This is a genomic window from Aerolutibacter ruishenii, from assembly GCF_007830115.1.
Classification (GTDB): domain Bacteria; phylum Pseudomonadota; class Gammaproteobacteria; order Xanthomonadales; family Xanthomonadaceae; genus Aerolutibacter; species Aerolutibacter ruishenii.
The window spans coordinates 42,272-68,188 of record NZ_VLKP01000009.1; the positions used below are offsets into that span (position 1 = coordinate 42,272).

Below are 25,917 nucleotides of genomic sequence, written 5' to 3' on the forward strand. Positions count from 1 at the left end.
GTCCACAATCGAGTCCATTCCGTGACGCCTGGATCGGAAAAAACGTTCGTAATAAACGAGTTAGCGACCGGGTGCTGTTCCCATCACCCGCTCCACTGCATCAATCTGCGGACTTCCGCAGAAGTCCAAGAGAGTCTACAAGTCGTTGCCTCACAAGGACTTTTCCTCTCTTTGATGTTCTGCCGTAGTCCACTGCGATCCGGCTACAGCCGGGACTTTTAAGTCCACAAACAAGTCCATTTTTGCGGGCGCGGCTGATTCCGGATTGTTGATGGAGGGGCGAGGTCGACGTGACCAGCATCTGGTTCCTGACTCATGTTCAGGAGCAAGAGCATGGCACTCTCAGACCTGGCCGTTCGACAGGCCAAGGCAACAGGCAAGGCATACACCCTCCCTGACTTGGATGGCCTCTCCCTGGCCGTCACCGCTGCAGGGGGCAGGACTTGGCACTTCCGCTACTACTGGGCGGGCAAGCAGAAGCGGATGTCGCTCGGCACCTACCCGGAGGTGACGCTTCGCGAGGCCCGCAGCCTGCGCGACGAAGCGCGCGCCCTGCTGGCCAAAGGCACCAATCCTCGCGTACACCGCAAGCAGAAGCGCACTGCTGTCCGGCTCGCCGACGAAAACACCTTCGAGGCGGTGTATCGCAAGTGGCTCAAGCATCGCGGGCTCAGCCTCAAGGAAGGCCGGCAGACGACCCTCTCGATACTTCCGCGCATCTTCGACAAGGATGTGCTGCCCACCTTGGGCAAACGGTCGATCTATGAGATCAAGCGTCCCGACCTCTTGGAGGTGATCGCCAAGATCGAGAAGCGCAGGGCGCTCTCCGTCGCCGAGAAAGTCAGGACGTGGTTCAACCAACTGTTCCGCTACGCGCTGGTGATCGTGCCGGGCCTGGAGCAGAACCCTGCCTCCGATCTCGATGTGGTGGCGCTGCCGCTGCCACCCGTCAACCACAACCCGTTCCTGCGCATGGCCGAGCTGCCGAAGCTGTTGCAGAGGCTGCGCAGCTATCGCGGCAGGCGGCAGACCCAGCTCGGGCTGCGGCTATTGCTGCTGACCGGCGTGCGAACCGGCGAGCTGCGACAGGCGACGCCGGATCAATTCGATCTGGACCGCGGGCTGTGGATCATCCCGCCCGACGTCGTGAAGCAACTCCAGTTGGATATGCGCAAGAAGCGGCAGCAGCCAAAGGACATCCCGCCCTACATCGTGCCGCTGTCGATTCAGGCCATGGAGATCGTCCGGCACCTGCTGGATGAGTTCAAGCCGGCCCAGCGCCACCTGTTCCGACACGACAGCGACTTGAAGAAGCGCATCAGCGAGAACACGCTCAATGGTGCGCTCAAACGCATGGGCTATCAGGAACGCCTGACCGGACATGGTATCCGCGGCACGATGTCCACTGCGCTCAACGAGATCGGCTACCCGAAGGTCTGGGTGGATGCACAGCTCTCGCATGTCGATCCCAACAAGGTCAGCGCGACCTACAACCATGCCGAGTACGTGGAGCAGCGTCGCCGCATGATGCAGGACTGGGCCGATCGGCTCGACCTCTTCGAGCAGAACCAGGTCGAGGCGGCCAGCATGCCGCTCACCGTGCATCTGGAAGGCGTTCCCGCGTTCCCGAATGAGCAAACCGCAAGCGCACCCTCCACGTCGGTTGCCGCTTCGCCAATCCTGCTCGTGACGAAGCCGGGTGACGCCATGCCGTTGGTTTCTGCCGCCGCACATCGGCTACCGGCGGTTCCGCCCCCTCGATCGGCCGCGCCGCTGGTGCCTTCGGACATTCAGCGCGAGAGGATGGAGCTGTTCGATGTCTTCGAAGCGCCGCACAACCTTCCCGTCGCGGCGTTTGCCAAGATGGCGGGCAAATCCCGCAGGTGGATCAGCTACGAGATCAAGGCGGGCAACTTGCTGGCGTTGAACATAGGCAATCGCGGCCAGCGTGTGCCGGACTGGCACCTCGACCCACTCAAGCACGAGCTGATCCAGTCCGTCCTGAAGCTGACCAGGGGTGCGGACCCTTGGCAGATCTACCATGCACTGCTGCAACCGCGCTCGATGCTGCGGGGGCATTCGGCACTGGAGGGCGTGACGGCCAGCAATCTCGACAAGCTCGTCATGGCAGTGAGCACAGCCGTGAAGGAAAGCGAATGGACCCCGCTGCGAGTCGGGGTCGCCTAGCAGCACGCAAACACCATCACTTTCAACGCCGCCATCAGTAGCGGCCCAGATCGCCAGGTTGCCCGAAGCTACCAATGGCAGAGATCCGGGCACGCTGGCGGAAGCTGGTCGGTGGCGACACGCCCATCCTGGACGACGCGCCGCCGAACCACATCACCCTGTTCGATCTAGCGGTTGACCCGCCGGCGCTATGGGATGAGCAGCGGGAGCGGATCGGGATGCCGTCCTGAAGGACTGTCATGTAACCGACTGGCTCCCGAAACCACCCTTTCCATACGTTCGCATACTCGTTAGAATGATTGAACAATACCAAGCGTTGTGACCATGAAAACCATTCTCTATGAACAGGTGTCCCGAATCGGGAAGGCGATTTCCAGCCCCAAGCGACTGGAGCTTCTGGAGCTACTGGTACAGGGGGAGAAGACCGTCGAAAAGTTGGCCGATCTGGCGCACATCGATGTCAAGCTGGCTAGTGCACATCTGAAGGCTTTGCGCGAGGCGAGGCTGGTCGGGACTCGCCGTGACGGCAAGTATGTTCACTACCGCCTCACCAACGATGACGTGGCTGACCTCTTGGTTAAGGTTCGCGAGGTCGCCGAAGAGCATCTGATCGAGTTGCGTGTCGCACTGGACCAGATGTCGGCCACGGCAAATCTCCTGAGCTCTGAAACGCGCGAGTCATTACTAGCCAAGGCCCGGGCAGGTGACGTCGTCGTGATCGATGTACGACCGAGCGATGAATACGCGTCGGCACACCTGCCATTTGCGCGCTCGATGCCGTTGGATGAACTGCAGAAGCGAATCGATGAGCTGCCGCCGGGCAAACCGGTGGTTGCTTACTGTCGCGGTCCTTATTGCGTGATGTCCGATGCGGCGGTCGAGTTGCTGAGAAACAAGGGTTTCAGTGCGCACAAGATCAGCGATGGCGTTGGTGAATGGCGCGCGACAGGTCTGCCCCTTGAATGCTGATCATTGGAGGTTCCCGTGAATACCCTGTTCATTCTCAACGACGGGCCTTATGGCACCGAGCGCAGCTATAACGGATTGCGCTTGGCGCGAGCACTTTCCAAGGAACCGGATCAGGTCGTTCGTGTGTTCCTGATGGGGGATGCGGTGGCATGTGCAAAGAGTGACCAGAAAGTCCCGAGCGGTTACTACAACGCCGGTGACATGGTGCGCATGGCCGGAGGAGAAATTGGCCTGTGTGGCACGTGCATGGATGCGCGAGGCTTGAGCGACGATCTAGTGGTTCCCGGTGCGCGTCGCAGCACCCTGAAGGAACTCGCTGAGTGGACGGCAGAAGCCGACAAAGTGCTCGTGTTCTGAGAGGAAATGGCGATGTTCTTCAAACAGCTGGCTACCAAGGAATCGTCTCTGTCTTACTTCTTCGGCTGTGGTGGGTTAGGCAAGGCCGTCGCCGTGGATGTGGTGGCAGGCGACGAGGACTGGTTTATCGAGGCGGCCCGCGAGGCCAAGGTCGAGATTACCCATGTCATTGACACCCACGTCCATGCCGATCACTACTCAGGAGGGCGAGCATTGGCGCAACGTGCCCATGCCCCCTACTGCTTGCACGAATCCAATCGCGACCGGGTGAAGTTCGACTTCCTGCCCTTGCAGGACGGACAGTTGCTCGACATCGGCAACGTCAGGATCAAAGTCCTGCATACGCCCGGACATACACTGGACAGTCTCTGCCTGCTGGTGACCGACAAGCGGCGCGGCGAGGCGCCCTGGTTCGTCATGACCGGCGACACGCTGTTCGTCGGCGCCACAGGCCGTCCGGACCTTGCCGGGCAGGAACGAGAGATGGCGGGCGTGCTTCACGACAGCCTGCATACCAAGCTACTGGCCCTACCCAATGAGATCGAAGTCTATCCGGGGCACCAGGCGGGCAGTGCGTGCGGCGCCGGTCTATCGGGCAAGCCGGCCTCGACGTTGGGTTTCGAGAAGCGCTGGAATCCGGCGCTCGCCATGGAGCGGGCGGCGTTCATCGATTGCGTGACGAAGGAGATTCCGCCGCGCCCGGCCGAGATGGATGCGATGGTGCGTTTCAACCTCGGCGTGGAAAACTGATCTATGCACACGGCCGCTATCCGCCTCGGGCTGCGCGAGAACCTTGGCCAGTTCTCTCTGCTGGTGTTGGTCAATGCCTTCGTCGGCGCCATGGTGGGCCTGGAGCGCAGCATCCTACCTGCCATCGCCGAGCAGGAGTTCCAGATCGCGGCTCGGGCGGCAATTCTGTCATTTATCGTCGTCTTCGGCATCACCAAGGCGCTGACCAATTATTTTGCTGGGCGGCTCTCCGACCGGTATGGCCGCAAACACGTGCTGGTGGCTGGATGGCTGGTGGCCGCTCCAGTGCCGTTCATCCTGATGTGGGCACCCGATTGGAACTGGATCGTCGGTGCCAATGTGTTGCTGGGTGTGAGCCAAGGCCTCACCTGGTCAACCACCGTCATCATGAAGATCGACTTGGTTGGACCCAAGCAGCGGGGTCTGGCTATGGGGCTCAACGAGTTTGCGGGTTATTTCGCCGTGGCGGGTAGCGCGCTCGCCACTGGCTGGCTGGCCGCCCATTTCGGGTTGCGGCCGGAGCCGTTCTACCTTGGGGGCGCCTATGTCGTTCTTGGTTTGTTGCTCTCTGCACTGGCCGTCCGCGAGACCCGTCATCATGTGGCACACGAAGTACGGGCGCATCACGCAGGAGATGAAACGGAATCGCCCAGTCAGGGCGAAATCTTCCGTCGCACCTCGCTGACCGACCGCAACCTGTCAAGCGTCAGCCAGGCCGGGCTCGTCAACAACCTCAACGACGGCATGGCCTGGGGCTTGTTCCCATTGGTTTTCGCCGCTGCCGGCATGACACTCGCCCAAATCGGCACGCTCGCAGCGATCTATCCGGCTGTTTGGGGGCTGACGCAGATTTTCACCGGAGCCCTTTCCGACCGCATTGGTCGCAAGCAGTTGATCGTCTGGGGGATGTGGGTTCAGGCGGCGGGCATTGTCGTCACGGCGCGGGCTACGGACTTCCTCGGTTTCGGCCTTGGGGCGGTGCTGCTCGGCGTTGGCACGGCGATGGTCTATCCCACCTTGCTGGCGGCTATCGGCGATGTAGCCCATCCCGTCTGGCGCGCTTCTGCCGTGGGCGTCTACCGGCTCTGGCGCGATCTGGGGTATGCAGTCGGCGCGCTTTTGGCTGGCTTCACGGCCGACCTGTTTGGACTCGCCGCCGCTGTCTGGTTGGTAGCAGGGCTCACCTTCCTGTCCGGTGTGATCGCTGCAGTGCGGATGACCGAAACGCTTTCGAGAAGAGCCGATGTCTGAAAACATGAAACCTTCGCTTCCGATCTACCTCGACTACAACGCCACGACACCTGTGGCACCTGAAGTCCTGACCGCGATGCTGCCGTACCTGGGCGAGCACTTCGGCAATCCGTCCTCTTCACACCCCTATGGAATTCGGGCGCGGCAAGCAGTGATGCAGGCAAGGGAGGCGGTCGCAGCCTTGATCGGCACCCAGCCGGATGAGGTGATCTTTACCGGAAGCGCCACTGAGGCCAACAATCTGGCGCTGCTTGGTGCTGCGCGTGTTGCCGGACCAGGCAAGCGTCATCTGGTCGTAAGCGCGATTGAGCATCCTGCTGTCATGGCGCCGGCCGAGTATATGAAGACACTTGGCTGGGAAGTGACGACATTGCCGGTGGATGGATATGGCCGCGTCGATCCGGAGGATTTGCGGCGAGCGCTCAGGCCCGACACCTTCATGGTTTCGGTGATGCATGCCAACAATGAAATCGGTACGGTTCAGCCTGTTGCCGAATTGGCGGAAATTGCCCGCAGCCACGGCTGCCTGATACACACCGATGCGGCGCAGTCGGCGGGCAAAATTGCACTCGACGTGGATGCGCTTGGCGTCGATCTTCTGACGCTCGCCGGTCACAAGTTTTATGCACCCAAGGGCGTGGGTGCCCTTTATGTCCGTCACGGCACCCCGCTCGCCGGTATCCTCCATGGCGCCGAACAAGAACATGGGCTGCGCCCCGGAACTGAGAACGTGCCGCATATCGTGGCACTCGGGGCGGCGGCCACACTCGCTGATGGTCGACTCAATGAGGCGGTGATGCGTATGAAAGCAGCGCGCGATGCATTGCATACTCAGTTGGCCGAGGGAGTGCCGGAGCTTGTCCTCAATGGTCATTCCGAATTTCGGCTGCCGAATACGTTGCACGTGTCGTTCCCTCACGTTACCGGCCGGACGTTGCTGGCCGAAGCCGCTGCGGTGGTGGCTGCTTCTGTAGGGTCTGCTTGTCACTCTGAAGGCGACACTGTCAGCGGGGTGCTTGCAGCGATGGGAATCGACACAGCGCGGGCCGCGGGAGCGATCCGGCTTTCCACGGGTTGGGCGACAACGTTGCAGGACATCGAGCGCGCTGCCGACGCATTGATCGTTGCTTGGCGGCGCTTGGCACATCAGTGAAAGCGGCCGAGTACGATGCTTGGTACGACACCGATCGTGGTCGCTGGATCGGAGAAACCGAATACCGACTCTTGACCGAGTTATTGACGCCGCAGTGTGGTGACCATGTTCTCGATGTCGGTTGCGGCACCGGCTGGTTCACTCGGCGCATTGCCGGACTGGCTGGTGTAGAGGTCACAGGTGCCGATATCGATTCCGAAGCGTTGACCTTCGCGCGTGAGCACGACACCCGTTCGCGCTACATGGAAGCTGACGCGTGTTGCCTGCCTTTTGCAAACGACAGTTTTCGCAAGGTGATGTCGGTGACGGCGCTCTGTTTCATCGCCGATTGGCCACAGGCGCTGTCCGAAATCGTTCGCGTCACCAGCGACCGCTTCGCTGTCGGGGTGCTGAACCGCCACAGCCTGCTGTGGTGGAAGAAAGGGCGCAACGGTGGGAGCGGGGCATATCGGGGCGCACATTGGCACACCCATCGGGAGCTGCGGAAAGCCTTGGCGGATTTACCGGTTTGCGACCTTCAGATCCGAACTGCCGTGCTGTTGGCTTCCGGCTCGCCGCTCGCCCGACAGACGGAGCAGTGCCTGTCCGGGCGGTTGCCTTTCGGCAGTTTTTTGGTCGCTGCGGGGCGCAAATTCTCACAGTAGCCCCCGAGGCGAAACCTATACCGAAACCGCGATTCCCGCGCGTCAGTCAGGACACCAAGCGCGCGCGGCGGGCGAATCTTGCCTGGGTGTCCGACAAGGAAGTGTTGCGGCGGAGCAGGTAAGCCATCACGATCGTTGGTGCGCCGGCCAGCGGCCGCACGGCGATGCCTCGGCGTAGGTAGCTCGCCAGTCTCGCGGCAGGCGCAATGGCGATCCCGTACCCGGCGGCCACCAGCGTCATCGCCACATCGAATGTCTCCACCGTTTGCTCTCGCTCTTGCAGCGCGTTCTCGAACACGCGCTGCACGGTCATGCGCCATGGTTCATCGGCCGTGGACTGCGAGCAGATCAAGGGCTGCTTGAGCACTTCCTCGCACGGCACTTCACGGTAGGCCAGCAGGTGGGAGCGCTTGGCCACGGCGACCGCCAGCGTGTCATGCCACAGCGGTTCGCATACCCAGCCAGGCCACTGCCGGGCAACCGCAGACAAGGCGAAATCGAAGCCGTCGCCCGGCAGCTCCGCGCCTCGAACGGGATCTGTCCATCCGGCCAGGACGGCATGGGTCTCCGGCTCTTCGGCACGCTGCATGGCGAGCACGTCGGCGAGCTGGGGAGGCACCCATTCGCCGAGGACGGCCATGCGAATTTCGGCGGTGATGTCACTCGATTCCACGTCCAGCTCCCCCCAGGCGGTGAACTCGTGGCAACTGATCTCGAAGTCGTTGAATGAGTTAAGTTTAACGTGGTTTAAATCGTGACCGTGTTCGACGCTCTTGGCAATGCCAAAGCGTTCGATCCAAAGGGGCCGCCCCACCGGCACCACTACCTACGAAGCGGAACCAGCCATCGCGTTTGGGGCTGCCGTGCGGGAAGAAAGAACGAACCAGGGTATCGCTCAGGAAACGCTGGCCCACATGGCCGGCATCGAACGGTCGCACATGGGCAAGATCGAGCGCGGCGAGCATGTCCCCACGCTCCCTCTCATCCTAAAGATTGCCCGCGCGCTGAAATGCAGTTCCGCCCACTTGATGACTCTGACCGAAGCCAAGCTGGCAGAGTCGGCCCCATCCGCAGATTGAAGCCGGCCCGCACAGCGGTCGCATGCCTACGCCTGATCGGCGTCCTTGCCCCCAAGGGCTGAATCTTCGCGCTTTGCGGCCTCGTTGAGGAGCCGCAGGTATGGGTTGTCTGGCGGCGTCTCCTGGAACAGCGTATCCGGGCTGACAAGCAGGTAGCCGTGCAGCCGGCGCGACTTGCGCGGCCCCGTGACTTCGCAGGTCCAGATGTTCAGCCCGCTGGGCTGCTTGCGGTGCTGCCCCAGCTTCTCGAAGCGCTTCTGCACCCACTGCCACCCCTCCAGCTTCTCTTGCTTGGCCAGCGCGGCGACTTGAAGGTACTCCTGCGCGTAGCGCTGGAACACGCCGGGGCTGACGAGGTAGGTCGTACCGGCGACGGTATGCACCAGGGCCTTGGCGTCGTTGATGATGAGCTTGCGCGTCTGGATGCTCTGACGCAGCCAGGCCATGAAGTGCGCCCCGGAGGGCTCCGCGCGATCCTGGGCAGGCGCGAGGCCCATCTGCGGCGGGGGCACGGTCGAAGGGGCCGGCTCGGGCTCGGCGACAGGACAACTCGGGGTTTCCGGTGCTGTGGGCGGAGCGGTGTCGCCCAGCAGGTCGAGCAGCGCGGCCACGCCGGTGTCTGTGGCTGCGGATGCGATCGGCGTCGTGCTCGCGCGTGCAGCTTCGATACCTTCCACGCGCGGCTCATCGGCCACCGCCGGCGCTAGCGGCGGCGGCTCCGCCTGTTCCTCTTCGACCTGCACACGGCCTGCGAACGGCGCCGGCCGGTCGGCGGCATCCCAGATCATCGCTGGCGAGAGTTTCAGGAAGGTGAAGGCGTGCGACCAGCCGGCGTCGCTGGTGACGGTAGCCTTCCAGATCGCCTTGCCATCCGGCGTCGGTTGCACGATGCCGTGATCCTGCAACACGTTGAACACCGCCGTATTGCTCGCCGGGATGCCGTCGATCCCCTGCGACAGCAGATGTGCGCGCAGCTTGTCGGAGACGGTCTTGCTCACCAGCCACAAGGCGTCTTGTGTCAGCCAGCCGTCCGCCGGGCCGGCCTGATTCAACTTGAACGCTTCCTTGAGCAGGTAGCGCAAGCCGTCGAGCAATTTGCGTTGCAGCGCATGCTTGGGCGCCGCCAGCGCCTTGCTGGGATCGCCGCCGAGTTCCTGGGCGACCGATGCCTGGTCGGCCTGCACGACCAGTTCGCCGAGCGTGCCGGCGTGCTCGTACTGGCCGGCCAGCACGTACAGCAGCGCGGCCCAGAGGTCGGGATAGCCGCTGAGCCAGTCGAAGATGTCCCGATCGAGAAGGCGCGCGTAGAGCAGCCCGGTGGCGGCGCTGTGCAGGCGGTACTCGCGCTCCTTTCGGTAACGGAAGCGGTAGGGCTTTCGCAGCGGGCCGTGCCAGGGATGCCAGACGCTGCCGTCGGCATGTTCGACGTGTAGATCGACCGCAATCTTGCCGATGTCGTGCAGCAGGGCCGCGTAGGCCGTGCCTGCGGTCCAGGCTTCGGCCTGGGCCGCCTGTGCCTCCGGCGTGACGCCCGCAGGCAGCAGGTATGACTGCCGCAGCTTCAGCGCATAGGCGACGATCTCCAGGCCGTGGTCCAGCATGCCGCCCGGATAGGCGTGGTGGTGGTTCTCGGAGGCCGGGAACTGCTGGACCAGCTCGGCGTAGCGTTCCAGTGGGGCGAGGTAGAGCGTGGCGAACTGCCGGCGCGAGAGCGATGTTCGCTGCCAGATGTGTTCCAGCAGTTTCTGCCGACGCGGCGTGGTCAGCAGCGATGCGGCCGACTCCGGCCGCATCGACCCTTTCGGAGTTTCGATGGCGGATGTGGGCGGTGTGCCGGCGGTGGGTGGCACCCGTTTGCGCTGGAACAGCGAGAGCATGGCGAACCCCGGATGACGGGCTGCTCGGGGGCGCCTTTTGGCCTTTTCAGGATAGGGCCTTTCCCCTTGGCACCCTTCCTTTGCCCCTTCCCAGCCCTTTGGCCTTTGTCGGAAGCCTTTAGGTATAGGGCCGCTGCTGTGCGGATGCCACGATGAATGCGGCATGGGGCAATCCCGGCAAGTGGGACGCTGCGGGACGTTCGTCAGCTCTGGCCCAAGCCGGTGTCGAGGGCGGCGGATTGCGCTGCGAAGTCGTCGGGGCGGCGCTTGCGGAAGGTTTCGAGATTGCTCAGCTTCCAGCGCAGTGCCGGCAGTTGAGCGGCGTGTTGGCATTGCACCAGCGACCAGTCCGGTTCCGCGCGCACCAGCCCGCTCAGAAACTGCTTGTGCGCGGTGCTCAGCCGCTGTGGCAGCTCGCGCCGCAGCCTGGCGCGAGCGTCGAGCAGTGTCTCCAGGGAGCAGTCCACTTCGGTCATGCCGACAAAGGCCCGCTCGTACTCGCCGGCGATGTCCTTGTCGTTGCCGAACAGCACTTCGTGGGGCGGCCGGTTGTGGCCCGCCAGATAGATCACGAAGCACTCGACCATGCCGTCGCTGATGTCGCCCGATTCGTAGAGCTGCCACACGTCGAACAGGTCGCGGGGGTGCTGCCGATCCAGCGCGGCCACCAGCTTGCTGGCGTACAGCTCGTCCGGTGCCAGAACCGGCAGCTCGAACTCGACGCCGAACAGATCGCTGGTCTTGGCGCTCAGCGGCCGCCGCTCGACGGGCAGCACGCTGCCTCGGAACACGACGTTGACCTCGATCTTCACCTGGTTGGCGTCGTTCTCGACGATCAGCTTGGTGTCTCCCAGGTCCTTGGCGCGAACCAGGCGTGTCTGCACGCCCAGTGGTGCAACGCGCGTGGCGATGGCGGCCAGCTCCTGGTTGATGGCTTGCAGCGCTTCGTCGCGCGGCGTCTGCCATGGGAGGTACACCACGTCGATGTCCACCGACAGGCGCGGCATGTCCTGCACGAAGAGGTTGATGGCCGTGCCGCCCTTCATGGCGAAGATGTCGTTGGCGAACACGTCGGGCGCGACGGCCAGCAGCAGGCGAACGGTGTCCGCGTAGGTCTTATCCATGAGGTCTCAGGCTCAGCAAGGTGCCGTCATCGAGCCGGCTCATCCAGCGCGTGTTGCTGCCGGTGCGAACCGGGTACTGCTCCAGCAGGGCATCGACATCCACGAGGCTGGTCTCGCGCGCCCAGGTGAGGAACAGGCGCACGGCCTTCACGCTGGCGCAGCAGGACAGCAGTTGCCCGAGCAAGTCCTTGCGGGGGGAACGCAGTCCATCAAAGATGTTGCGGGCCTCTTCGAGGCTCTGCTTGACGCCGGCTTCGTACAGCAGCTCCAGAACGGCACGCTCGGAGGCAGCCACCCGCAGATCCTCGGGCAGGCCAGGCGGCGTGGTCAGGGTCTTGCTGGACAGCGCCGTGTCCGGCCAGTCGAACAGGCGGGCGTGGACGTAGCGGGCCGGAAAGCGCGAGGTGAACCAGGCCGGCAACGCGAAACGACCGTCGCCCCACAGCACCAGCGTCTCGCGGCTGCCCAGGTTGTGCCGCACGCCCTGCAGGGCCAGGGCGCTCTTGCCGCCGACGTGCAGGCCGGGCACGCGCTGTTGCAGGAACTTCAGCGCACCGTAGACCCCGAACTCATCGTTCGGGAAGGCATAGACGCCATGGGCCAGGCGCACGAGCCACCCGCCGTCGGCATAGTGGGCGGCGAGCTGGGGCGACACCCCGAACTGGCTCAGGGTGGCAAGGTCGAACGGCGCCCCGCGGGGGAGTCCCGCCTGCAGCCGCTTGATTACCTGGTGCCTAGAATTTCCATCCATGCTATAAAAATAGCACGGAATCCAATCAGACCCTAGAGCTATCGCAAGAACGTGAAGGGAAAGTAGCATAAGGTTGGATTTTCAGTGCAAAATCTAATCATCTTGGCGACCCCCGAGCCAGCCCGGTATCTGCCAGCCGCAACCCGCCCTCCTGATCGCGGTCTATGCTGGAGGGCAAGCCGCAACCGGCCGCTCCTGAGGTGAGGCACCACTGAAACCGAGGCACATGAGCATGACCACCAACACGCACAACGGGCGCTGGAGCCACCGGCTGGGCCGGGGGGCTGGCCGTGCTTGGCGTGGATACCTGCGCCGCGAGCGGCGTGTCGCCGGCTGGCTGGTGACGCGCGGGCACCCCGCGGGCGCGGCGACGGCGGTGCTCTGGATCGTCAAGCTGGCCGTGCTTGGCATGCTGCTCTACACCGTATCCTGGCTCGTCCTGCTGCTGGCCTTTGCAGTGGTCGCCGCATGGCTCGCGCGGAATGCCGATGAGGACGACGAGAAGCAGCCGGAACTTAGAGACGGGCACTCGGGCGTCGGCCTGTACGACAAAGATGACTGGCGGATCGACATGGGCGATCCCGACGAGCCGTAGCTGTCGCATCGACGCGAGAGAGTGCTCCTTACTTCGCCGCACCTTTCGATACGGCCGTCATCGCAAGGCGAGATCCACTACCTCCAGCCGACTTCGCATCGGACGTGCCAGTGATGAGGCCGCCCAGGAAGTTTCCAGCGCGAACTCCTGTCCATCCGAGTGCCATGACCCAGAACGTCGGCAGCACGATGAACATCGTTGCCATGACGAAGTTCAGCAGCATGTCGCCAAAGGCGTTGTTCAAGCCGATCAGTGGATCGAAGTTCGTGTGCGGCCTGTCCGCGCCAAACCCCCAGCCGTAGAGCGCATCCAGGATCGTGCTGTCGATCCAACGCGCGAGCTGGAACCAGAAGTCCACGAAGAACAGCGCGAACTGGACGCAGCTCACCGTCACCACCGTCTTCAGGTCGTAGGTGCCGATCAGCAGCACCAGCGGGATGCAGATGACGAGCGCCATCTTGAGCATCGTCAGCACCATCGGCAGCGCCTGGCGCACCACGTCCATCGCCGGAAAGAAGCCCAGCGAGCCGACGGTCAGCCCCAGGTCGCTCGCGCCGCGTGTGACGATGTTCGGCAGCGTTTTGTCGATCTGGCCGCCGTAGTCGGCATAGACGGCGCCCTGGTTCATCTTCTGCTGCCTAGGTGAGACAACGGCGCGGATCACCGAGTCATTGACCTCGCTCTGCGACAGGAAGCCCACCCAGTTCCCGATGCGGGTCAGCAGGTCCGGGTCGACCTGTGCCAGCAGCCGGCTGCGCAGTCCCTGGCCGCCATCGGCCCACCACTGCCGGCAGGACGGATAGCCGCCGCCGCTGTCCACCTGTGCCAGCCCCGCATCGCGGGTCGCGTCGTAGGGCCAGGCCGTGCGTGGGGTCTTGGCGCGATAGGTGTCATAGAAGCCGGGCGTGTCGAGGAAGTAACTCGACCCGATCCAGGTGACGTCGTTCATTTGCTCGTCGGAGAGCGTCGGCCGGTTCATGAACAGCTTGGCGCGCGACGGCCCGTAGCAGTCGTGCGTGAAGTCGGCGACCTCCTGTGCCAGCACCGGATCGTCGATGCGCGTGGCATCGACATCCATGCGGATCTGACGCAGGTCCGTGCCGCAGGGAATCGCCGCCACCGCAGCGCCCGTCACGGCTTTCGACAGCGCGTGCATGAAGAACCACCACACCGGCACCAGCGCGCTCTGGTTGTTGAGCGCCGTGTAGACGTTGGACCAGCCCGTGTCGTTGGGCAGCGGGACGTTGACCTGGCATTGCGCGGAGCGCGTAGTGTCGAACCTGATCGTGGCGAGATCCACCGGGATGAACGGGATGCCGGCGAACAGGATGACCACGATCGCCACCCACACCCGGTTCTCGATGCGCATCGACGACAGCACGCCCTTGTTGCCCTCGTCCGCACCTTCGCTGCGGGCCTTGAGCCATTCCTGGATCACGATGGCCACGAACGGCAGCGCGAACACGCCGCTGGCCACGAGGATGCTCCAGATGCCGTTGTTGACCACCCAAGCCACCAGGGTCAGGTAATACTCCAGGTAGTCCGTGGTGTAGAGCGTCATGCCTGCCTCCCGGTCTCAGCCGTGCCGCAACAGTTGGCTGGCTTCCAGCGCGACCACGGCGATCACGGCCGCGATCTCCGTGCGCAGCAGGCGCTGATGCGTCTCGCGGGACGGCTCCCGCCGCAACAAGCGCCGGCGCATCCACCACCAGCCGTAAGCCGTCGCTCCGTAGAGGCACAGCCGCCACCCGAAGAAGTGGCCGGCATGCGCCTGCAGCCAGTGCTGCCAGCCCTCGACGCCGCCGACCACGTGGATGCCGGCGATGTTCACCGCCACCGCGGCGGCGACCACCAGCAAGGTCCACAGCAGCGCCACGCCGACGCGGCGGTTGAACAGCCATGGCAGCCGCAGCCAGGCCAGCCGGCTCATGGCGTACCGCTCCGCGGCTTCTGGACTTCCCGCAGACGGTCGCGTGTGGTGTCGCCCTCGAAGACGCCGCGCGAGCCGGCGGCGCGGGTGCTGTGGCGCTGGATGATCGCCATCGCCGAGTTGCCGGCCAGCGTGCGGCGCAGCTCCAGTTCGGTCTTGAGGTTGTTGATCTCCTGCTCCAGCGCGCTGTTCTCCTGATCGACCGCCTGCACGGCCAGCTCGTTGGCAGCGACGTTCGGCTCCTTCTTGCCGGTCAGCAACGTGCGTTGCAGCAGCAGGGCCTTCTCCAGCACGCTGGACAGCGCAGCCTCGGACGCCAGGCGCCGGCCCAGCACGTCTTGGTCGGGTTCGTCACGCAGGGCCTCGATCACGCCGCGGGTGATCGGCAGCGAGCTGCTGCCGGCTGCGTCGAGATTGGCCAGCGTCGTCGGCCGGGCGCCCGTCACCAGTTCCTGCAGCGCCTGCAGCTTGGTCTCGTACTCTTCCTGGATCATTGGCGTGAGCCCGACGCCAGGCGTGGTCTGGGTCTTCGTGCAGTTTTCGCAGGTGCGCTGCTCGCGTTCGCCCAACACGCGGGTCGCCCAGTCGGCGGCCGCCTGGGGCGAGGACCAGGTTTGGCAGGTCAGGCGGTTGCCGCAGGCGCTGCGCGCGATCGACGAGGTATCGGTGGCGCTGCGCCCGTTGAGCAGGTTGTAGCCCGCGCGCGTCACATCGCCGACCACCTTGATCGAACTCTGGCTGGAGCCGCCCGCGTTGCCGCCGCCGACCCAGGGCACGCCGTTGTTCCCTTTGTTGGACTCGGCCTGCTCGATGGCGGAGACGGCATCGGTGCTGCTGACCGCATCCCGCAGCGCCATCCCTTCGGCGAGCTGGTCCCAGCCGGCCTGGCCGCCGGCCATGTCCGCCATGCGATTGGCGATGGCGCGGCAGGTCATCTTCGAGCGGTCGAAATCCAGGCGCGCCTGCAGGATGCCGTTGGTGAGCAGGTTGTACAGGCCCGGGTCGGCGCGCTGGATGATCAGGGCCGGCAGCGAGGCCACGGCGCTGGTGGCGTTCTGGATCACGTTGCTCATGATCGTCTGGAAGCCGTTGGTGATGCCGTTGAGCTGGTTCTGCAGCGTCGTGGTGATGCTCATGTCGCCGCAGATCAGGTTGCTGTTCCAGCCGACGCCGACGCCGATGCTCTGCATGTTGCCGGCACCACCCATCGACACGGCCCGGCCGCCGCCGATGCTGTAGAGCACGTCGTCGCCGATCACGCTGCCGCTGACGTTCACGCCATTGGGATCGATGCGGGTCTGCGCCCAGGCGACGCCGACGACCAGCGTGATGGCCGCCACGAGCAGCGTGGCCCGCAGGGGCGACTTCGCGCGGCGCAGGAAGTGAGGGAGGGAGGCGGTCATCGTGGGTTCCTCACATGAAATCGACGCTGCCGAGGAAGACCTGGCCACGGCGCCGGCAGCAGGAGTACGGCCGCCACAAGGCCCAGGCGTAGTCGCCTTGCTGGGCCTGCACGCGGGTGCGGCTGTGCGGGAAGACCACGCAACTGTTCGAGAGCGTGGGCGTCAGCTCCTGCCACTTGCCCGTCGAGGCGTCGGTCTCCATCAGCGCGCCGGCCGGCCAGTAACCGTCGCGGGCGTTGGCCAGCAGGGGCTGGTACACGTGAATCTGGTTGCGGCGCGTCACGATGTCGCCCGCGCGCTGCGCGACCACGGCGCCGCTCTTGTGGTCGTCGGTCTGGTGCAGGAAGCCACCGCGGGGATACACGTTGCCCCAGAGGTTCAGGCCGGTGCGCGTACCGATTTCGCGCCGGCCGGGGATGAGCGCTTCGGGGTAGAACGCTTCCGGGATGTTGTAGCGCCAGGCGATCGTGTCGAGCGTGCTCAGCAGATACGGCATGAAGGCCGTGCCAGCGCCTTCGCAGGTGTAGCCGGAGGCGCTGGCGAACTGGCTGAACACCATCCCGGCCGGATGGCCGATGACATCGGCGTTCTTGAACTTGGCGAGGTTGTTCTCGTTGTCGTGATTGGTCGTACCGTCACCGCCAGCCTTGGCGGTCGGGTTGGGCATGCTCATCGCCCTGACTTCCAGCCACGGGTTTTCGCCGGTGTTCGAGTAGCTCGACACCACCGCATCGGGGACGTAGTGGCGCACCTTGACGGAGGTGCGAACCGAGCAGCCGAAGGGCGTGCAGTACAGCCAGTAGCAGATTCCGACCACGCGGTATTCGAGGCAGTCGGGGGACAGCGCCGACGAGACGATGGTGGCGGTGTCCAGGGCGAACGTCGATGTGGCCGCGCCCAGCAGCAGCGAGGCGGCGGTGGCGCGCAGACGCCGGGACGCCAGCAGGAGGCTCATGGGTGCGTGCTCCGGTAGGCGTTGATGCGCGCGATGGCGCGGGACACGTCGGGCTCGCCGTAGACCACATAGCGTCGATCGACCACCACGGCGGGAATCTTGGCGATGCCCAGTCCCCAGGCATCCGCGACACCTTGATAGGCATGACCGATGCGGCGCTGCAGCGCCTCGCCGCCGTCATGCAACCGCTGCCGCACCACGGCTGCGGCCTGTTGCGGGTCGGCCGGCAGGTGCGCGGCGAGTTCGACCTCGATGCGCGTGGCCTGGTCCAGCTCGATGACCCGCACGCCGGCCGGGGCCTGCACCGGATGACGGCTGTCGGTGACGATGAGCACATCGGCGGCCGCCGCGATGGGACCGAGCAGCGCGGCGCACAGTCCAGCGGCCAGCCTCGTGGCCAGGGGGCGCCGCGAAGCGGCAGGAAGGTTGAGGGAATGAGCCGGCATGTCGCGCCTCCGCGGAGTCGATGCAGACTCGTAGTCGAGCGCAACGCAGATCAGGGGACGACAAAGAAACCGAAACCGGTCAGTCCCGATTTCTCGGCGGGTCGGCGAAAGGAAACGGGAGCCAATGGCTCCCGTGGTGATGACATGAATGCGCGTCCGCTGGTGCTGCTACAGCAAGCCGGCTTCGGCGAACGAGTACGGGCTGCCCTTGCCGACGATGAAGTGATCCAGCACCCGGACATCGACGGTGGCCAGGGCACTCTTCAGCCGCTCGGTGATCGCACGATCAGCGGCCGAGGGCTCGGTGTTCCCCGAGGGGTGCTGATGCGCCAGGATCAGCGCCGAAGCGTTGAGCGCCAGCGCACGCTGGACCACCACCCTCGGATACACCGAAGTCTGGTCGACCGTGCCCTTGAACAGCGGCTCGAAGGCGAGCACCTGGTGCTGGTTGTCGAGAAACACGACGGCGAAGATTTCGTTCGGCTCCGCGACCAGTTTCAGGCGCAGGTAGTCGCGCACGGCGGCGGGACTGCCCAGCGCTGGACCGGCCTTGAACACGCGGTTCTCCAGCAGGGTGATGGCCTGCCGGATGATCCAGTCTTCGTGCTGGGCGGCGATCAGGGTGAGCGACTCCGGGCGGGAGTCGGCGATGACGAGAGACATGGCGAACCTCCAATGGATGAGATCGGAGGGCGCCTGCCCCTGGAGGGCAAACCCTCCTGGGGACGATGGGGATGGAACAGGTGACGAGCGGGCATCCACCACCGCGGGTGCGGTGGCTGTTCGCGTCAAGGGATGCGATGCGAACGGGTTTCGATCAACGCGGACGAGCCGCGCCGCAGCCTTGAAGATCGATGGCTACCTGGGCATGTCACCGGCAACGCCGGCGGGCATGTCTGGGGAATGGGTGGGTTCGGCTGCGGTCGTGCTGCCGGCGGCGAGCAGGTCGATGGCCGACAGCAAGGCATCGCCTTCGACGGGGCCGTGCAGCAGAAGTGTCTTGCCGGACTCGCGGTCGCGCAGTTGCAAGGCCGGCGTGGCCGCGATGCCCTGCTGTGCTGCTTCCACCGCCTGGGCACGGATGACGGCATCGGGGCGCTCGCTGTCGAGACAACCCCGCATGGCTGGCGTGAGGCCGGGATAGCGCAGGCCCTCCGGCAGGCCCTGGCCGTCGCCACGGGTGTTCGAGTAGAGCCACGCCACGGCCTGCCAGAAACTGGCATGTCCGCCCGTCTCGCCCGCGCACTCGGCCAGGCGTGCCTCGGCAGTCGCGGCCGGCTCGTGCATGGACAGCGGCAGGTGGTGCCACTGCCAGTTCACCTCGGGATGGGCGTCGATCCAGCGCTTGAGCGCGGGGAAGTAGGCCCGGCAGTACGGACACTCCAGGTCGGCGTACCCGACCACCGTGAAGCGCGCATCGGCACGGCCATACAGCCAGGGCGGGCCGGCCGGTTTCGGCACTTCGGACCCGGCGGCGGCCAGGGGCATGGACTCGGTTGCCGGATGCGGCGCGCGCAGCAGCATCCACGAGGCCACCGCAATCGTCACCACGATCAGCAGACCGATCCAGGGATGACGGCGGGCGAAGGAAGGCATGCGCATCGTGTCGCTCCCGTCAGGCCAACGTGTCCAGCGCCAGAGGTTCGATGCCCCGCGCACGGTCGATCTTCTCGGCCACGCGGAAGGCGGCATCCAGCTCGCTGATGCCGTGCTGCTGCATCAACTGGAAGCGTTCGGCCTTCTCCTCGGGCTCGGTCATCGCCATCGCCAGGTAGAGGCTGGGCGGCACGGCGCGAAACAGCACCTCCATCGACTTGGACAGGATGACGCCCTCGCTGAACTTGCCGGCCTCCTTGCGGGCCGAGAGCATCAGCGCCTTCTGCGAAGCGTTGAGTTCGCGGAAGCGCGCGATCTTCTCGACTTCATCGGGCGGCATCGACAGGCAGATCCACCACTCGATCATGTTGAGCATGGGCTCGGCCGCTTTCGGCAAGTCGTCCAGGTTCTGCGTGGCGAGCCAGAACCAGGCGCCGAGCTTGCGCCACATCTTGGTGATCTTGACCACGTAGGGCGCGAGCAGCGGGTTCTTCGTGATGATGTGGCCTTCGTCCGTCACGTTGATGATCGGGCGGCCCAGGAACTGGTCGCGCTCGGCGATGCTGTTGACGGTGTTGATGAGCGAGATGTAGGCAATCGAGAGTTGAGCGTTGTAGCCCTCGCGCGCGAAGGTGGCCAGGTCCACGATCGTGATGTCCGCCTCGGGCCACGGCGTGCCCGACCGGTCGAACATCTCGCCGTCCACGCCCTGGCAGAACATATCCATGGCGTCGGCCATTTCCAGCAGCCGTGCACGCCGCATCTCCGGCAGCGTGGCGTCGCGGGCGCGCTCGCGCAGCGCGTCGCGCACATCGCGCGTGAGCACCGTGCGCTTGTCCGCCACGCAATGTTGGGCCGCATCGAGAATGCACTGACGGATCAGGCTGCGGTCGGCGCGCGTCATGCGCGCTTCTTCCTTGTCCTCGCCGCCGGTAATCATCAGCCGCGCAGTGATCTCCAGCTCGCCGAGCACGTCGCGCTGCTCATCGCCTTCCACGGCCATGCCGGCATCGGTCTGGTCTTCGTCGAGCGCATCGGCGTCCAGCGTCTGTACCTGGCTCGGCGTATCGACCAGCCGCCAGGCGTCGGCGAACGGAGCCAGACTGACGCCCGCGCCCGGCGCGAGCTTCACGCGATGCACGGTGAGGCCCAGCCGTGCCGCGAAGTCGCCGAACAGGCCGAAGCTGTTGCCCGCCTCGACGATGAACAGGCGCGGCCGATAGATCGCCGTCACCTGATTCAGGATGTTGTTGAGCGTCGCGCTCTTGCCCGACCCCGTGGGGCCGAACAGGAACAGATGCGCGTTCATCTGCCGGTCGAGGCGGTTCAACGGATCGAACGTGATCGGGCCGCCGCCGCGGTTGAAGAACGTGATGCCGGGATGCCCCGTGCCCTGGCTGCGGCCCCAGACCGGCGCCAGGTTCGCCGCGTGTTGCGCGAACATGAGCTGGGTGTACCACTGGCGCTTGTCGGCAGCCGGATCGAACACGCACGGCAGCCAGCGCAGATAGCTGTTCAGCGGCGCCACCTCGTCCTCTTCGCGTACCGGTTGCAGGCCGGCGTTGAGCATCACGTTGACGAGCTGCAGGCCGCGCGCATCGAGCTGGGCCAGGTCGCGGCCGCGCAGGTAGAACGCCAGCGCGCCACGGTAGAGCTTGTGCGCGCTGCCGATCAGCCCGCGCGCCTGCTGCACGTCCTGCCGGGTCTGCTCCGAGGCCAGGGTCTCGCCGACGGCCTTCCTGGCGAGGTGGTTGAGGTGCGCCTCCAGTACGTCCTGGGGTGTGGCGACCAGCGTCAGGCACATCACCGTATCCTCGGGCATCTGGTCGAACAGCGCGTTCATGGCATCGCCGCCTTTGCGCGTCTCACCGGTCAGATGGCCGGTCGCCGGCGGCGTGCGCAGACGATCCATCACGATCACCCGATGCGGCATGCCATCGAAGAACCACAGGCCGTTGGGCACGTCCGAACGTGGCTGGCCGAAGAACAGGCGCTGCGCGAAGTCGGTGCCGCTGGCGAGTTCGATCTCGCCCTCCTCCCGCTCTTCCGGGTAGCGGGTCAGCGCGTAGAAGCGTTCCCGATCTTCGGCAGTGGCGCCGAGCAAAGTCGGATTCGGGTTGAACCAGCGCAGCAGCCAGGCGTGGATGTCCGCCGCGCCGAGACGCCGGGCTTTCACGCCGGCATTCGCCAGCCCGCCGACGAGGCGGTCGCAGATCGTCGTCAGCGCCTGCTCGGGCGACTGGCCGCGCCGCGAGGCCGGGGCCGCGGACGTGCTGCGGTAGACGACCATGCGCACGCGCCGGACCTGGCCGCGCCAAGGCAGGCGCGTCACGGCAGTATCCTCGAACAGGCCACCCGGCTTGGCGATGGCCCGCAGGTGATGGGCGAAGAAACGCAGGTAGAAGTCGCTGAATGCGCTGCCTTGCGCACGCGGCTGCAGATAGTTCGCCAGGGAGCGCAGATAGTTGTCCCAGTCGGCCTCGTCCTGGGCGTAGAGCTGCACCACCCAAGGGTTGTCGTCCAACTCGTCGAAGGAGTCCTGCAGGGCGTTCTCCAGCGCATCGCGCGCCTGCCATAGCCAGGCCATCTCGCGGCCCTCGGTGCCGACCGGCGCCAGTTCGAAGAAGGCCGCCACCGACTGGCCGTCTTCCAGCAACATGCACTTGCTGCCGGGCAGGTACTCGACCCAGGGCAGCAAGTCCGCGAACGACGGCGCGACGCCATAGAGCGCATCGTGGTCGGCCTGGGTGGCCGGTCTGCGCCGGCCCCGGCCGAGCGCGCTGCCCGGCTCGGCGACACCCTGTGCCGCCAAGGCCGTTACGTGCCGTGCCCAGGCATCATCGGTCGCATCCGCGGCGTCAGCAGGCGATGCGCCGGGCTTGCGTGACCACGGCAGCGACCAGGCCATCAGTAGTCCTCCACGCGCTCGCCCGGCATCGCGTACTGCACGCGCTGGTAGAGCGGGAACACCGTGCTGTAGCCGGGCACCGGAACCGGGTCGGTGCCCGCCAGGTGCGGGAACACGTACATCACCAGGTCGGGGTTCGGCAGGCGGTGGAACTGGCGGTAAATCTCGTTCTGCGCGGTACGGGTGTAGCGCGCCTGCATGCCGGGCGTTGCCTGCACAGCGGCCTCGGTCAGCGGCCGGCGCAGGCCCTGGCGCGCATCGAGCAGTTGCCGCGCGGCCTGGCCGCCGCCCGCGCTGCCGCCGGTCTCCCGATGCCAGATGTCGAGCATGGTGCTGTCGCCGTGCGGCAGCAGCTTCTCCTTGCTGGTAGCGCAGCCGCCGAGCAGGGTGGCCGCCAGCAGCACGGCGGCCGCGTCAATCCAGATCCGAGGCATGGGCTTCTCCGGTGCGGTGGTGGACCCGACGCCCCTTGGCGTCGTAGTCGATGTCGAGCGGCTGCTCCAGATGCACGGCCACCCTGGCGCCGGGCTGCACGTAGACCGCCGCGAAGGCCTGGCCGTAGAGCTTGTTGACCCAATCGGCCATGTCGCGCACGCCGCCCGCGAGGATGCGGCCCATCGCTTCGTTGCCGCTGATGCCGACGGTGCCCAGCGAGCCGTTGCTGTTGGCGACCACGGCCACGCTGCCGTTGTCGGACTTGATGAGCGAGGCCGCGCCGGCGCCGGCCGCGGTGATGAGCGCCTGACTGCCCAGGTACTGCTGGGCGTTGCTGCGCCGCTCGCCGCTGACGCAGGGAATGCCGTAGGGGTCGCTGATCCAGCCCAGGCCGCCTTGGATGCTGGCGCCGTTGTGACCCGAGTTGCCGCCGCTGCTGCCGCCCTTGCCGCTGTCCTCCGGCACCGTGCGGATGGTGCCGTCCTGGAACACGAACGTGACCGAGCGGATTTGCCCGCGCACGCACGAGAGCGTCCAGTCGCCCGAGGCCGTGCCGCTGACCACGGCGCCGGCCACGTCGGGGATGTCGATGCCGTTGGCCGTGAGGTTATCCGGGCCGATCAGCACCTTGAACGGGTACGGGTCGTTGACCGTTCCATCGATCGGCACGCGCCCGATCAGCGCCGTCATGGCAATCGAGCCCATGAGCGTCGAGTTCGACGGCACGATGTAGACCGCCTTCGTGGAGGCACCCACCGCGCGGCTGCCGACGTCGGCGACCGATTCCACTGCGGCCGACAGGCTTTTCTGGCCCGGCCCGAAGCTCAGGGGAAAGCTCGGCTCCTTGCTGCCGTTCCTGGCGTCGACCTTGGCATCGTCGGGCTCGACCCACTGCGTGCCACCGGCGCCGCGGTTGAAGCGCTGGCCATCACCCTCTTCCAGCCCCAGCCCGACGGGCAGGTCGGACGGGCCACCCTTGCCGGCAAGGCCGTCCAGTTGCCGCTGCAGATCCTGCAGCAGCAACTGGGTCTGCTGCCTGTCGCTGGCCACCTGGGTGCGCTCCTGCTCCAGGCGATTGCGTTCGCCTTCCAGCGCGCTCTGGATGCGTTGGTCGATCGCGCCTTCCCGCGCACGCAGGCGCTCGTTCTCGGCCTTGTGCTGCTTGTTGTCGCCGAGCGCGCTCTGCAGCTCGGTGCGCAACTGCTTCACCTGGGCCACCAGCGTGGCGACGGTATCGCGCGGCGTGTCGCCAGCGATGCCCAGGGCTTTCATCTCCTCGGGCGTGAGCGTACCGGCCGCGCCCTTGGGGGCGGGCTGGCCGCCGGGGGCGCCGGAGAACAGCTTGATGCCGACGAACACCAGCAGCAGCGCCATCGGGATCAGCAGCCACTTGAGCAGCGGATTACTCTTCATCGCGCGCTCCTCCGGTCGAGCCGGCCGCGGCGGCCGGCGGCAGGTTCACGCTGGCGTCGATCGGGCTCAGCGCCGGCAGCAGCGACTCGGCCAGGCCGTGGCCGCGCGTGACCAGGTAGAGCACCGTGGTGTCGGACGGGGTGCCGGCCGGCCCCAGGTTCGGATGCTGGAAGGTCGCCGCCACGAAGTTCCCCTGCAGGGCGCGCGGGTCGAGTTCGAGCCAGCGCGCGGCGGTGTTGGTGAGTCGCACGGCCGTCACCCACTGGTCTTCCAGGCGCCACGCGGCCAGTGCCCGCGCGTGCACCGGCAGCGTCGGCAGCAGGGTTTCCAGCGCGAGGCCACGGCGCAGGTTCACGCGCCCGATGCCGGCGAGCGGCTCGACGGTGCGCAGCGGCGCGTACAGGTTCTGTGCGGCATGGCGCGTCAGCACGACCGGTACCGGCGTCTCGCGCCGGGAAACGGATTTGTCTGCGGGCGCGTCGGCCTGCTCGTCCGCGCCGCTTGCCGCACCGCCGCCGTAGCGCTTCGCGGGGGCTTCCGCTTCCACGATGCGCACCGGCTCCAGCGGCGCCTGACCGTCCTTCGCCGGCTCGGCGGCGATGTCGAGCAGGATCAGCGCGCCGGATTCCACGTCCTGCAGTTGCAGCCGCGTGGGCGGAATCGGCTCGCTCGCCCGCAGGTAGATCGCGCCGCCGGCACTCTGCACGCGCAGGTGGTCGCCGACGCTGGCCGGCACGCCGACGCGCACATTGCGGTCGATGAAGACCACGCGCTCCTGGCCGACCACCAGCGGCACCGGCAGGGGCAGCCGCTCCCAGCGCAGGATTTCCACGGCCTGGCTGGCCGGCACGACACCGAGGATCAGCAGGACGCCGGCCAGGGCCGACCAGTTAACGGGCTTCATGGGGAGTCTCCCTGCAGATGGCCGGAGGCATTGGCGGGCACGCCGGCCTCGGTCGGCGTCGGCGACGGTTCGATGCGCTGGGGTGCGCTGGCGTAGCAGTCCAGCGCCAGGCCGAAGGGGTTGCGCTCGGGGTCGATGTCCAGCCGGACGACCTTGATGGGGTAGCGCACCAGGGCGCGCTTGACCTGCTCGGAGCCGTAGTATTCGTCCGCGCTCACGTCGAGCGTGACGATCCAATCGCGGTCGGAAACCACCTTGACGCGCGTGGCCGGAGCGTCGCCATAGCCGCGGCCGGGAATCTCGTAGATGCCGCGCACGCGCTGACGCAGCTCGCCACTGGCGCGCCGGTACTCGTAGTCCTGTTGCAGGAAGGCCCGGCAGCTCGGCGTCAGGTAGGCCGACAGCGCACGCAGGTTGCGCGGATAGTCCTCTTCGCCGTTCGTGGGCCAGCGCTGCATCTGCTGCCAGATGTAGAACGAGAAGGCATACACGCTCTCGGGCGGCACGTCCCACCACTTGCGCGTGCTGCCCGAGCGCAGGTCCGGCGGCACATGGATGGTCAGACTCTTCGGCGCACTCCACCAGCCGAAGCCGAGCAGCAGCGCCACCACGAACAACGCGCCGGCCCCCAGGCGCAGCGTCTTCAAGTGCGCCTGCAGGTGCGCAACCTCGTTCTTGAAACGGCTCACTGAACTACCCTCCTGTCGCTGACGCGACATCCTCCCCGAGGGAGGTTCGCGCGCCCTTCGGGCGGCCGTGCGGGCGCGCTCATGGCGCACCTCGATCGGCGTTGCGCCGGGTCGTCCAATAGCCCGAGCGGGTGATGAGGCGCTGGCCGCCCAGGAGCGCTGCCAGCGCCGGGTGCCGCAATGCCAGCCGCCACTGGAGCTGCCGGTACAGCCAGGTGTCGGGCCGGCCGCGCTTCTGCGCGCGCAGGAAGCCGCCGCCGACGAAGACGCCCAGCGCGATGCCGGCGACGATCAGGGTGGGCACCATGGCGATGGTGTGCGTGAGCCAGGCCAGCGGCAGGCCGAGCGCGAACCCGGCTGCGGCCGACAGGCCGGCGCAGATCCACAACTCGTCGGCGGTCAGCCCGCGCACGACCACGGGCTGGCGGTTCAGCCGGTGAGGCAGGAAGGTCACCAGCGTGTCGCGCGGGGTCTCCGAAGGGACGGCCATCGCTTGCCGCC

At 66.0% G+C, this 25,917-nt stretch carries 27 protein-coding genes; 10 read left to right on the forward strand and 17 right to left on the reverse strand.

Translation table 11 applies throughout. From position 1 onward, the window contains the following. Positions 1 to 333 precede the first annotated feature (333 nt). The 8 genes from IP93_RS10995 to IP93_RS11035 all read left to right on the forward strand — a co-directional run bounded on the left by IP93_RS10995 (position 334) and on the right by IP93_RS11035 (position 7,311). Entirely contained in the window at positions 334 to 2,187 is a 1,854-nt protein-coding gene (locus tag IP93_RS10995; protein ID WP_144815667.1) for a tyrosine-type recombinase/integrase, read from the forward strand. Between the two features lie 74 nt (positions 2,188 to 2,261). Further along, complete coding sequence (locus tag IP93_RS11005; protein WP_199747192.1) at positions 2,262 to 2,417, forward strand: hypothetical protein; 156 nt, start codon at positions 2,262 to 2,264, stop codon at positions 2,415 to 2,417. 94 nt (positions 2,418 to 2,511) lie between these two features. Further along, on the forward strand, positions 2,512 to 3,156 hold the full coding sequence (locus tag IP93_RS11010) for an ArsR/SmtB family transcription factor (protein WP_144815670.1): 645 nt from the start codon (positions 2,512 to 2,514) through the stop codon (positions 3,154 to 3,156). Between the two features lie 15 nt (positions 3,157 to 3,171). Next, positions 3,172 to 3,513, forward strand: coding sequence for a DsrE/DsrF/TusD sulfur relay family protein (locus tag IP93_RS11015; RefSeq protein ID WP_144815672.1), 342 nt, complete (start codon positions 3,172 to 3,174; stop codon positions 3,511 to 3,513). A 12-nt stretch (positions 3,514 to 3,525) separates the two neighbouring features. Beyond that, positions 3,526 to 4,263, forward strand: a complete 738-nt coding sequence (locus tag IP93_RS11020) for an MBL fold metallo-hydrolase (protein WP_144815675.1) — start codon at positions 3,526 to 3,528, stop codon at positions 4,261 to 4,263. 3 nt (positions 4,264 to 4,266) lie between these two features. Then, a complete protein-coding gene (locus IP93_RS11025) occupies positions 4,267 to 5,514 on the forward strand; it encodes an MFS transporter (protein WP_144815677.1) in 1,248 nt (415 codons plus the stop codon). Then, positions 5,507 to 6,667: a cysteine desulfurase family protein gene (locus IP93_RS11030; protein ID WP_228972602.1), complete on the forward strand. Its 1,161-nt coding sequence runs from the start codon at positions 5,507 to 5,509 to the stop codon at positions 6,665 to 6,667. The genes IP93_RS11025 and IP93_RS11030 overlap by 8 nt, the downstream gene beginning before the upstream one ends. Beyond that, positions 6,664 to 7,311, forward strand: a complete 648-nt coding sequence (locus IP93_RS11035; RefSeq protein ID WP_144815680.1) for a class I SAM-dependent methyltransferase — start codon at positions 6,664 to 6,666, stop codon at positions 7,309 to 7,311. Before IP93_RS11030 ends, IP93_RS11035 begins: the two co-directional genes overlap by 4 nt. A 46-nt stretch (positions 7,312 to 7,357) precedes the next feature. Here the strand turns inward: IP93_RS11035 and IP93_RS11040 are convergent, their stop codons facing one another. Beyond that, positions 7,358 to 7,984 (reverse strand): substrate-binding domain-containing protein, encoded by a 627-nt coding sequence (locus tag IP93_RS11040; RefSeq protein ID WP_144815682.1) that lies wholly within the window; start codon positions 7,982 to 7,984, stop codon positions 7,358 to 7,360. Positions 7,985 to 8,090: 106 nt separating this feature from the next. Here IP93_RS11040 and IP93_RS11045 point away from each other — a divergent pair, with 106 nt between their 5' ends. Continuing rightward, positions 8,091 to 8,390, forward strand: a complete 300-nt coding sequence (locus IP93_RS11045; protein ID WP_003282197.1) for a helix-turn-helix domain-containing protein — start codon at positions 8,091 to 8,093, stop codon at positions 8,388 to 8,390. Positions 8,391 to 8,416: 26 nt separating this feature from the next. On the opposite strand, the gene mobH is transcribed toward IP93_RS11045, so the two are convergent. The 3 genes from mobH to IP93_RS11060 all read right to left on the reverse strand — a co-directional run bounded on the left by mobH (position 8,417) and on the right by IP93_RS11060 (position 12,142). Beyond that, positions 8,417 to 10,267: a MobH family relaxase gene (gene mobH / locus IP93_RS11050; RefSeq protein ID WP_144815685.1), complete on the reverse strand. Its 1,851-nt coding sequence runs from the start codon at positions 10,265 to 10,267 to the stop codon at positions 8,417 to 8,419. Positions 10,268 to 10,470: 203 nt separating this feature from the next. After that, the gene (locus IP93_RS11055) at positions 10,471 to 11,391 is read right to left on the reverse strand and encodes a nucleotidyl transferase AbiEii/AbiGii toxin family protein (RefSeq protein WP_144815687.1); all 921 of its coding nucleotides are present in this window, start codon (positions 11,389 to 11,391) and stop codon (positions 10,471 to 10,473) included. Further along, on the reverse strand, positions 11,384 to 12,142 hold the full coding sequence (locus IP93_RS11060; protein ID WP_199747194.1) for a type IV toxin-antitoxin system AbiEi family antitoxin domain-containing protein: 759 nt from the start codon (positions 12,140 to 12,142) through the stop codon (positions 11,384 to 11,386). The genes IP93_RS11055 and IP93_RS11060 overlap by 8 nt, the downstream gene beginning before the upstream one ends. A 226-nt stretch (positions 12,143 to 12,368) precedes the next feature. On the opposite strand from IP93_RS11060, the gene IP93_RS11065 reads away from it, so the two are divergent. Next, entirely contained in the window at positions 12,369 to 12,737 is a 369-nt protein-coding gene (locus IP93_RS11065) for a DUF3742 family protein (RefSeq protein ID WP_144815693.1), read from the forward strand. 28 nt (positions 12,738 to 12,765) lie between these two features. Here the strand turns inward: IP93_RS11065 and IP93_RS11070 are convergent, their stop codons facing one another. The 13 genes from IP93_RS11070 to IP93_RS11130 form a co-directional block, all read right to left on the reverse strand. Further along, the gene (locus IP93_RS11070; RefSeq protein WP_144815694.1) at positions 12,766 to 14,298 is read right to left on the reverse strand and encodes a conjugal transfer protein TraG N-terminal domain-containing protein; all 1,533 of its coding nucleotides are present in this window, start codon (positions 14,296 to 14,298) and stop codon (positions 12,766 to 12,768) included. Positions 14,299 to 14,313: 15 nt separating this feature from the next. Continuing rightward, positions 14,314 to 14,667: a hypothetical protein gene (locus IP93_RS11075; RefSeq protein WP_144815697.1), complete on the reverse strand. Its 354-nt coding sequence runs from the start codon at positions 14,665 to 14,667 to the stop codon at positions 14,314 to 14,316. Continuing rightward, the gene (locus IP93_RS11080; RefSeq protein ID WP_144815700.1) at positions 14,664 to 16,070 is read right to left on the reverse strand and encodes an integrating conjugative element protein; all 1,407 of its coding nucleotides are present in this window, start codon (positions 16,068 to 16,070) and stop codon (positions 14,664 to 14,666) included. Before IP93_RS11080 ends, IP93_RS11075 begins: the two co-directional genes overlap by 4 nt. A 10-nt stretch (positions 16,071 to 16,080) precedes the next feature. Next, complete coding sequence (locus IP93_RS11085; RefSeq protein WP_031754976.1) at positions 16,081 to 17,025, reverse strand: TIGR03756 family integrating conjugative element protein; 945 nt, start codon at positions 17,023 to 17,025, stop codon at positions 16,081 to 16,083. Further along, positions 17,022 to 17,471 carry a TIGR03757 family integrating conjugative element protein gene (locus IP93_RS11090; RefSeq protein ID WP_144815703.1) on the reverse strand — a complete coding sequence of 150 codons (450 nt, stop codon included), beginning with the start codon at positions 17,469 to 17,471 and terminating at the stop codon, positions 17,022 to 17,024. Before IP93_RS11090 ends, IP93_RS11085 begins: the two co-directional genes overlap by 4 nt. A 168-nt stretch (positions 17,472 to 17,639) precedes the next feature. Further along, entirely contained in the window at positions 17,640 to 18,134 is a 495-nt protein-coding gene (gene radC / locus IP93_RS11095) for a RadC family protein (protein ID WP_003292123.1), read from the reverse strand. Between the two features lie 195 nt (positions 18,135 to 18,329). Next, on the reverse strand, positions 18,330 to 19,073 hold the full coding sequence (locus tag IP93_RS11100; RefSeq protein WP_144815705.1) for a DsbA family protein: 744 nt from the start codon (positions 19,071 to 19,073) through the stop codon (positions 18,330 to 18,332). A 13-nt stretch (positions 19,074 to 19,086) separates the two neighbouring features. Continuing rightward, positions 19,087 to 21,975 carry a conjugative transfer ATPase gene (locus tag IP93_RS11105; protein WP_144815708.1) on the reverse strand — a complete coding sequence of 963 codons (2,889 nt, stop codon included), beginning with the start codon at positions 21,973 to 21,975 and terminating at the stop codon, positions 19,087 to 19,089. Then, complete coding sequence (locus tag IP93_RS11110; RefSeq protein WP_016446152.1) at positions 21,975 to 22,409, reverse strand: TIGR03751 family conjugal transfer lipoprotein; 435 nt, start codon at positions 22,407 to 22,409, stop codon at positions 21,975 to 21,977. The genes IP93_RS11105 and IP93_RS11110 overlap by 1 nt, the downstream gene beginning before the upstream one ends. Then, positions 22,390 to 23,823: a TIGR03752 family integrating conjugative element protein gene (locus IP93_RS11115; protein ID WP_144815711.1), complete on the reverse strand. Its 1,434-nt coding sequence runs from the start codon at positions 23,821 to 23,823 to the stop codon at positions 22,390 to 22,392. Before IP93_RS11115 ends, IP93_RS11110 begins: the two co-directional genes overlap by 20 nt. After that, a complete protein-coding gene (locus IP93_RS11120) occupies positions 23,813 to 24,727 on the reverse strand; it encodes a TIGR03749 family integrating conjugative element protein (RefSeq protein WP_144815714.1) in 915 nt (304 codons plus the stop codon). The genes IP93_RS11115 and IP93_RS11120 overlap by 11 nt, the downstream gene beginning before the upstream one ends. Continuing rightward, positions 24,724 to 25,416, reverse strand: coding sequence for a PFL_4703 family integrating conjugative element protein (locus IP93_RS11125; protein WP_144815716.1), 693 nt, complete (start codon positions 25,414 to 25,416; stop codon positions 24,724 to 24,726). The genes IP93_RS11120 and IP93_RS11125 overlap by 4 nt, the downstream gene beginning before the upstream one ends. Positions 25,417 to 25,495: 79 nt before the next feature. Beyond that, entirely contained in the window at positions 25,496 to 25,906 is a 411-nt protein-coding gene (locus IP93_RS11130) for a TIGR03750 family conjugal transfer protein (protein WP_043221495.1), read from the reverse strand. Positions 25,907 to 25,917: the final 11 nt, after the last annotated feature.

Coding starts and splice junctions, on each gene's coding strand:
- IP93_RS10995 (WP_144815667.1), top strand. CDS start 334: ATGGCACTCTCAGACCTGGCCGTTCGACAGGCCAAGGCAACAGGCAAG.
- IP93_RS11005 (WP_199747192.1), top strand. CDS start 2,262: ATGGCAGAGATCCGGGCACGCTGGCGGAAGCTGGTCGGTGGCGACACG.
- IP93_RS11010 (WP_144815670.1), top strand. CDS start 2,512: ATGAAAACCATTCTCTATGAACAGGTGTCCCGAATCGGGAAGGCGATT.
- IP93_RS11020 (WP_144815675.1), top strand. CDS start 3,526: ATGTTCTTCAAACAGCTGGCTACCAAGGAATCGTCTCTGTCTTACTTC.
- IP93_RS11025 (WP_144815677.1), top strand. CDS start 4,267: ATGCACACGGCCGCTATCCGCCTCGGGCTGCGCGAGAACCTTGGCCAG.
- IP93_RS11030 (WP_228972602.1), top strand. CDS start 5,507: ATGTCTGAAAACATGAAACCTTCGCTTCCGATCTACCTCGACTACAAC.
- IP93_RS11045 (WP_003282197.1), top strand. CDS start 8,091: ATGCCAAAGCGTTCGATCCAAAGGGGCCGCCCCACCGGCACCACTACC.
- mobH (WP_144815685.1), bottom strand. CDS start 10,267: ATGCTCTCGCTGTTCCAGCGCAAACGGGTGCCACCCACCGCCGGCACA.
- IP93_RS11055 (WP_144815687.1), bottom strand. CDS start 11,391: ATGGATAAGACCTACGCGGACACCGTTCGCCTGCTGCTGGCCGTCGCG.
- IP93_RS11060 (WP_199747194.1), bottom strand. CDS start 12,142: ATGGATGGAAATTCTAGGCACCAGGTAATCAAGCGGCTGCAGGCGGGA.
- IP93_RS11065 (WP_144815693.1), top strand. CDS start 12,369: ATGAGCATGACCACCAACACGCACAACGGGCGCTGGAGCCACCGGCTG.
- IP93_RS11070 (WP_144815694.1), bottom strand. CDS start 14,298: ATGACGCTCTACACCACGGACTACCTGGAGTATTACCTGACCCTGGTG.
- IP93_RS11075 (WP_144815697.1), bottom strand. CDS start 14,667: ATGAGCCGGCTGGCCTGGCTGCGGCTGCCATGGCTGTTCAACCGCCGC.
- IP93_RS11080 (WP_144815700.1), bottom strand. CDS start 16,070: ATGACCGCCTCCCTCCCTCACTTCCTGCGCCGCGCGAAGTCGCCCCTG.
- IP93_RS11085 (WP_031754976.1), bottom strand. CDS start 17,025: ATGAGCCTCCTGCTGGCGTCCCGGCGTCTGCGCGCCACCGCCGCCTCG.
- IP93_RS11090 (WP_144815703.1), bottom strand. CDS start 17,471: ATGCCGGCTCATTCCCTCAACCTTCCTGCCGCTTCGCGGCGCCCCCTG.
- radC (WP_003292123.1), bottom strand. CDS start 18,134: ATGTCTCTCGTCATCGCCGACTCCCGCCCGGAGTCGCTCACCCTGATC.
- IP93_RS11100 (WP_144815705.1), bottom strand. CDS start 19,073: ATGCGCATGCCTTCCTTCGCCCGCCGTCATCCCTGGATCGGTCTGCTG.
- IP93_RS11105 (WP_144815708.1), bottom strand. CDS start 21,975: ATGGCCTGGTCGCTGCCGTGGTCACGCAAGCCCGGCGCATCGCCTGCT.
- IP93_RS11110 (WP_016446152.1), bottom strand. CDS start 22,409: ATGCCTCGGATCTGGATTGACGCGGCCGCCGTGCTGCTGGCGGCCACC.
- IP93_RS11115 (WP_144815711.1), bottom strand. CDS start 23,823: ATGAAGAGTAATCCGCTGCTCAAGTGGCTGCTGATCCCGATGGCGCTG.
- IP93_RS11120 (WP_144815714.1), bottom strand. CDS start 24,727: ATGAAGCCCGTTAACTGGTCGGCCCTGGCCGGCGTCCTGCTGATCCTC.
- IP93_RS11130 (WP_043221495.1), bottom strand. CDS start 25,906: ATGGCCGTCCCTTCGGAGACCCCGCGCGACACGCTGGTGACCTTCCTG.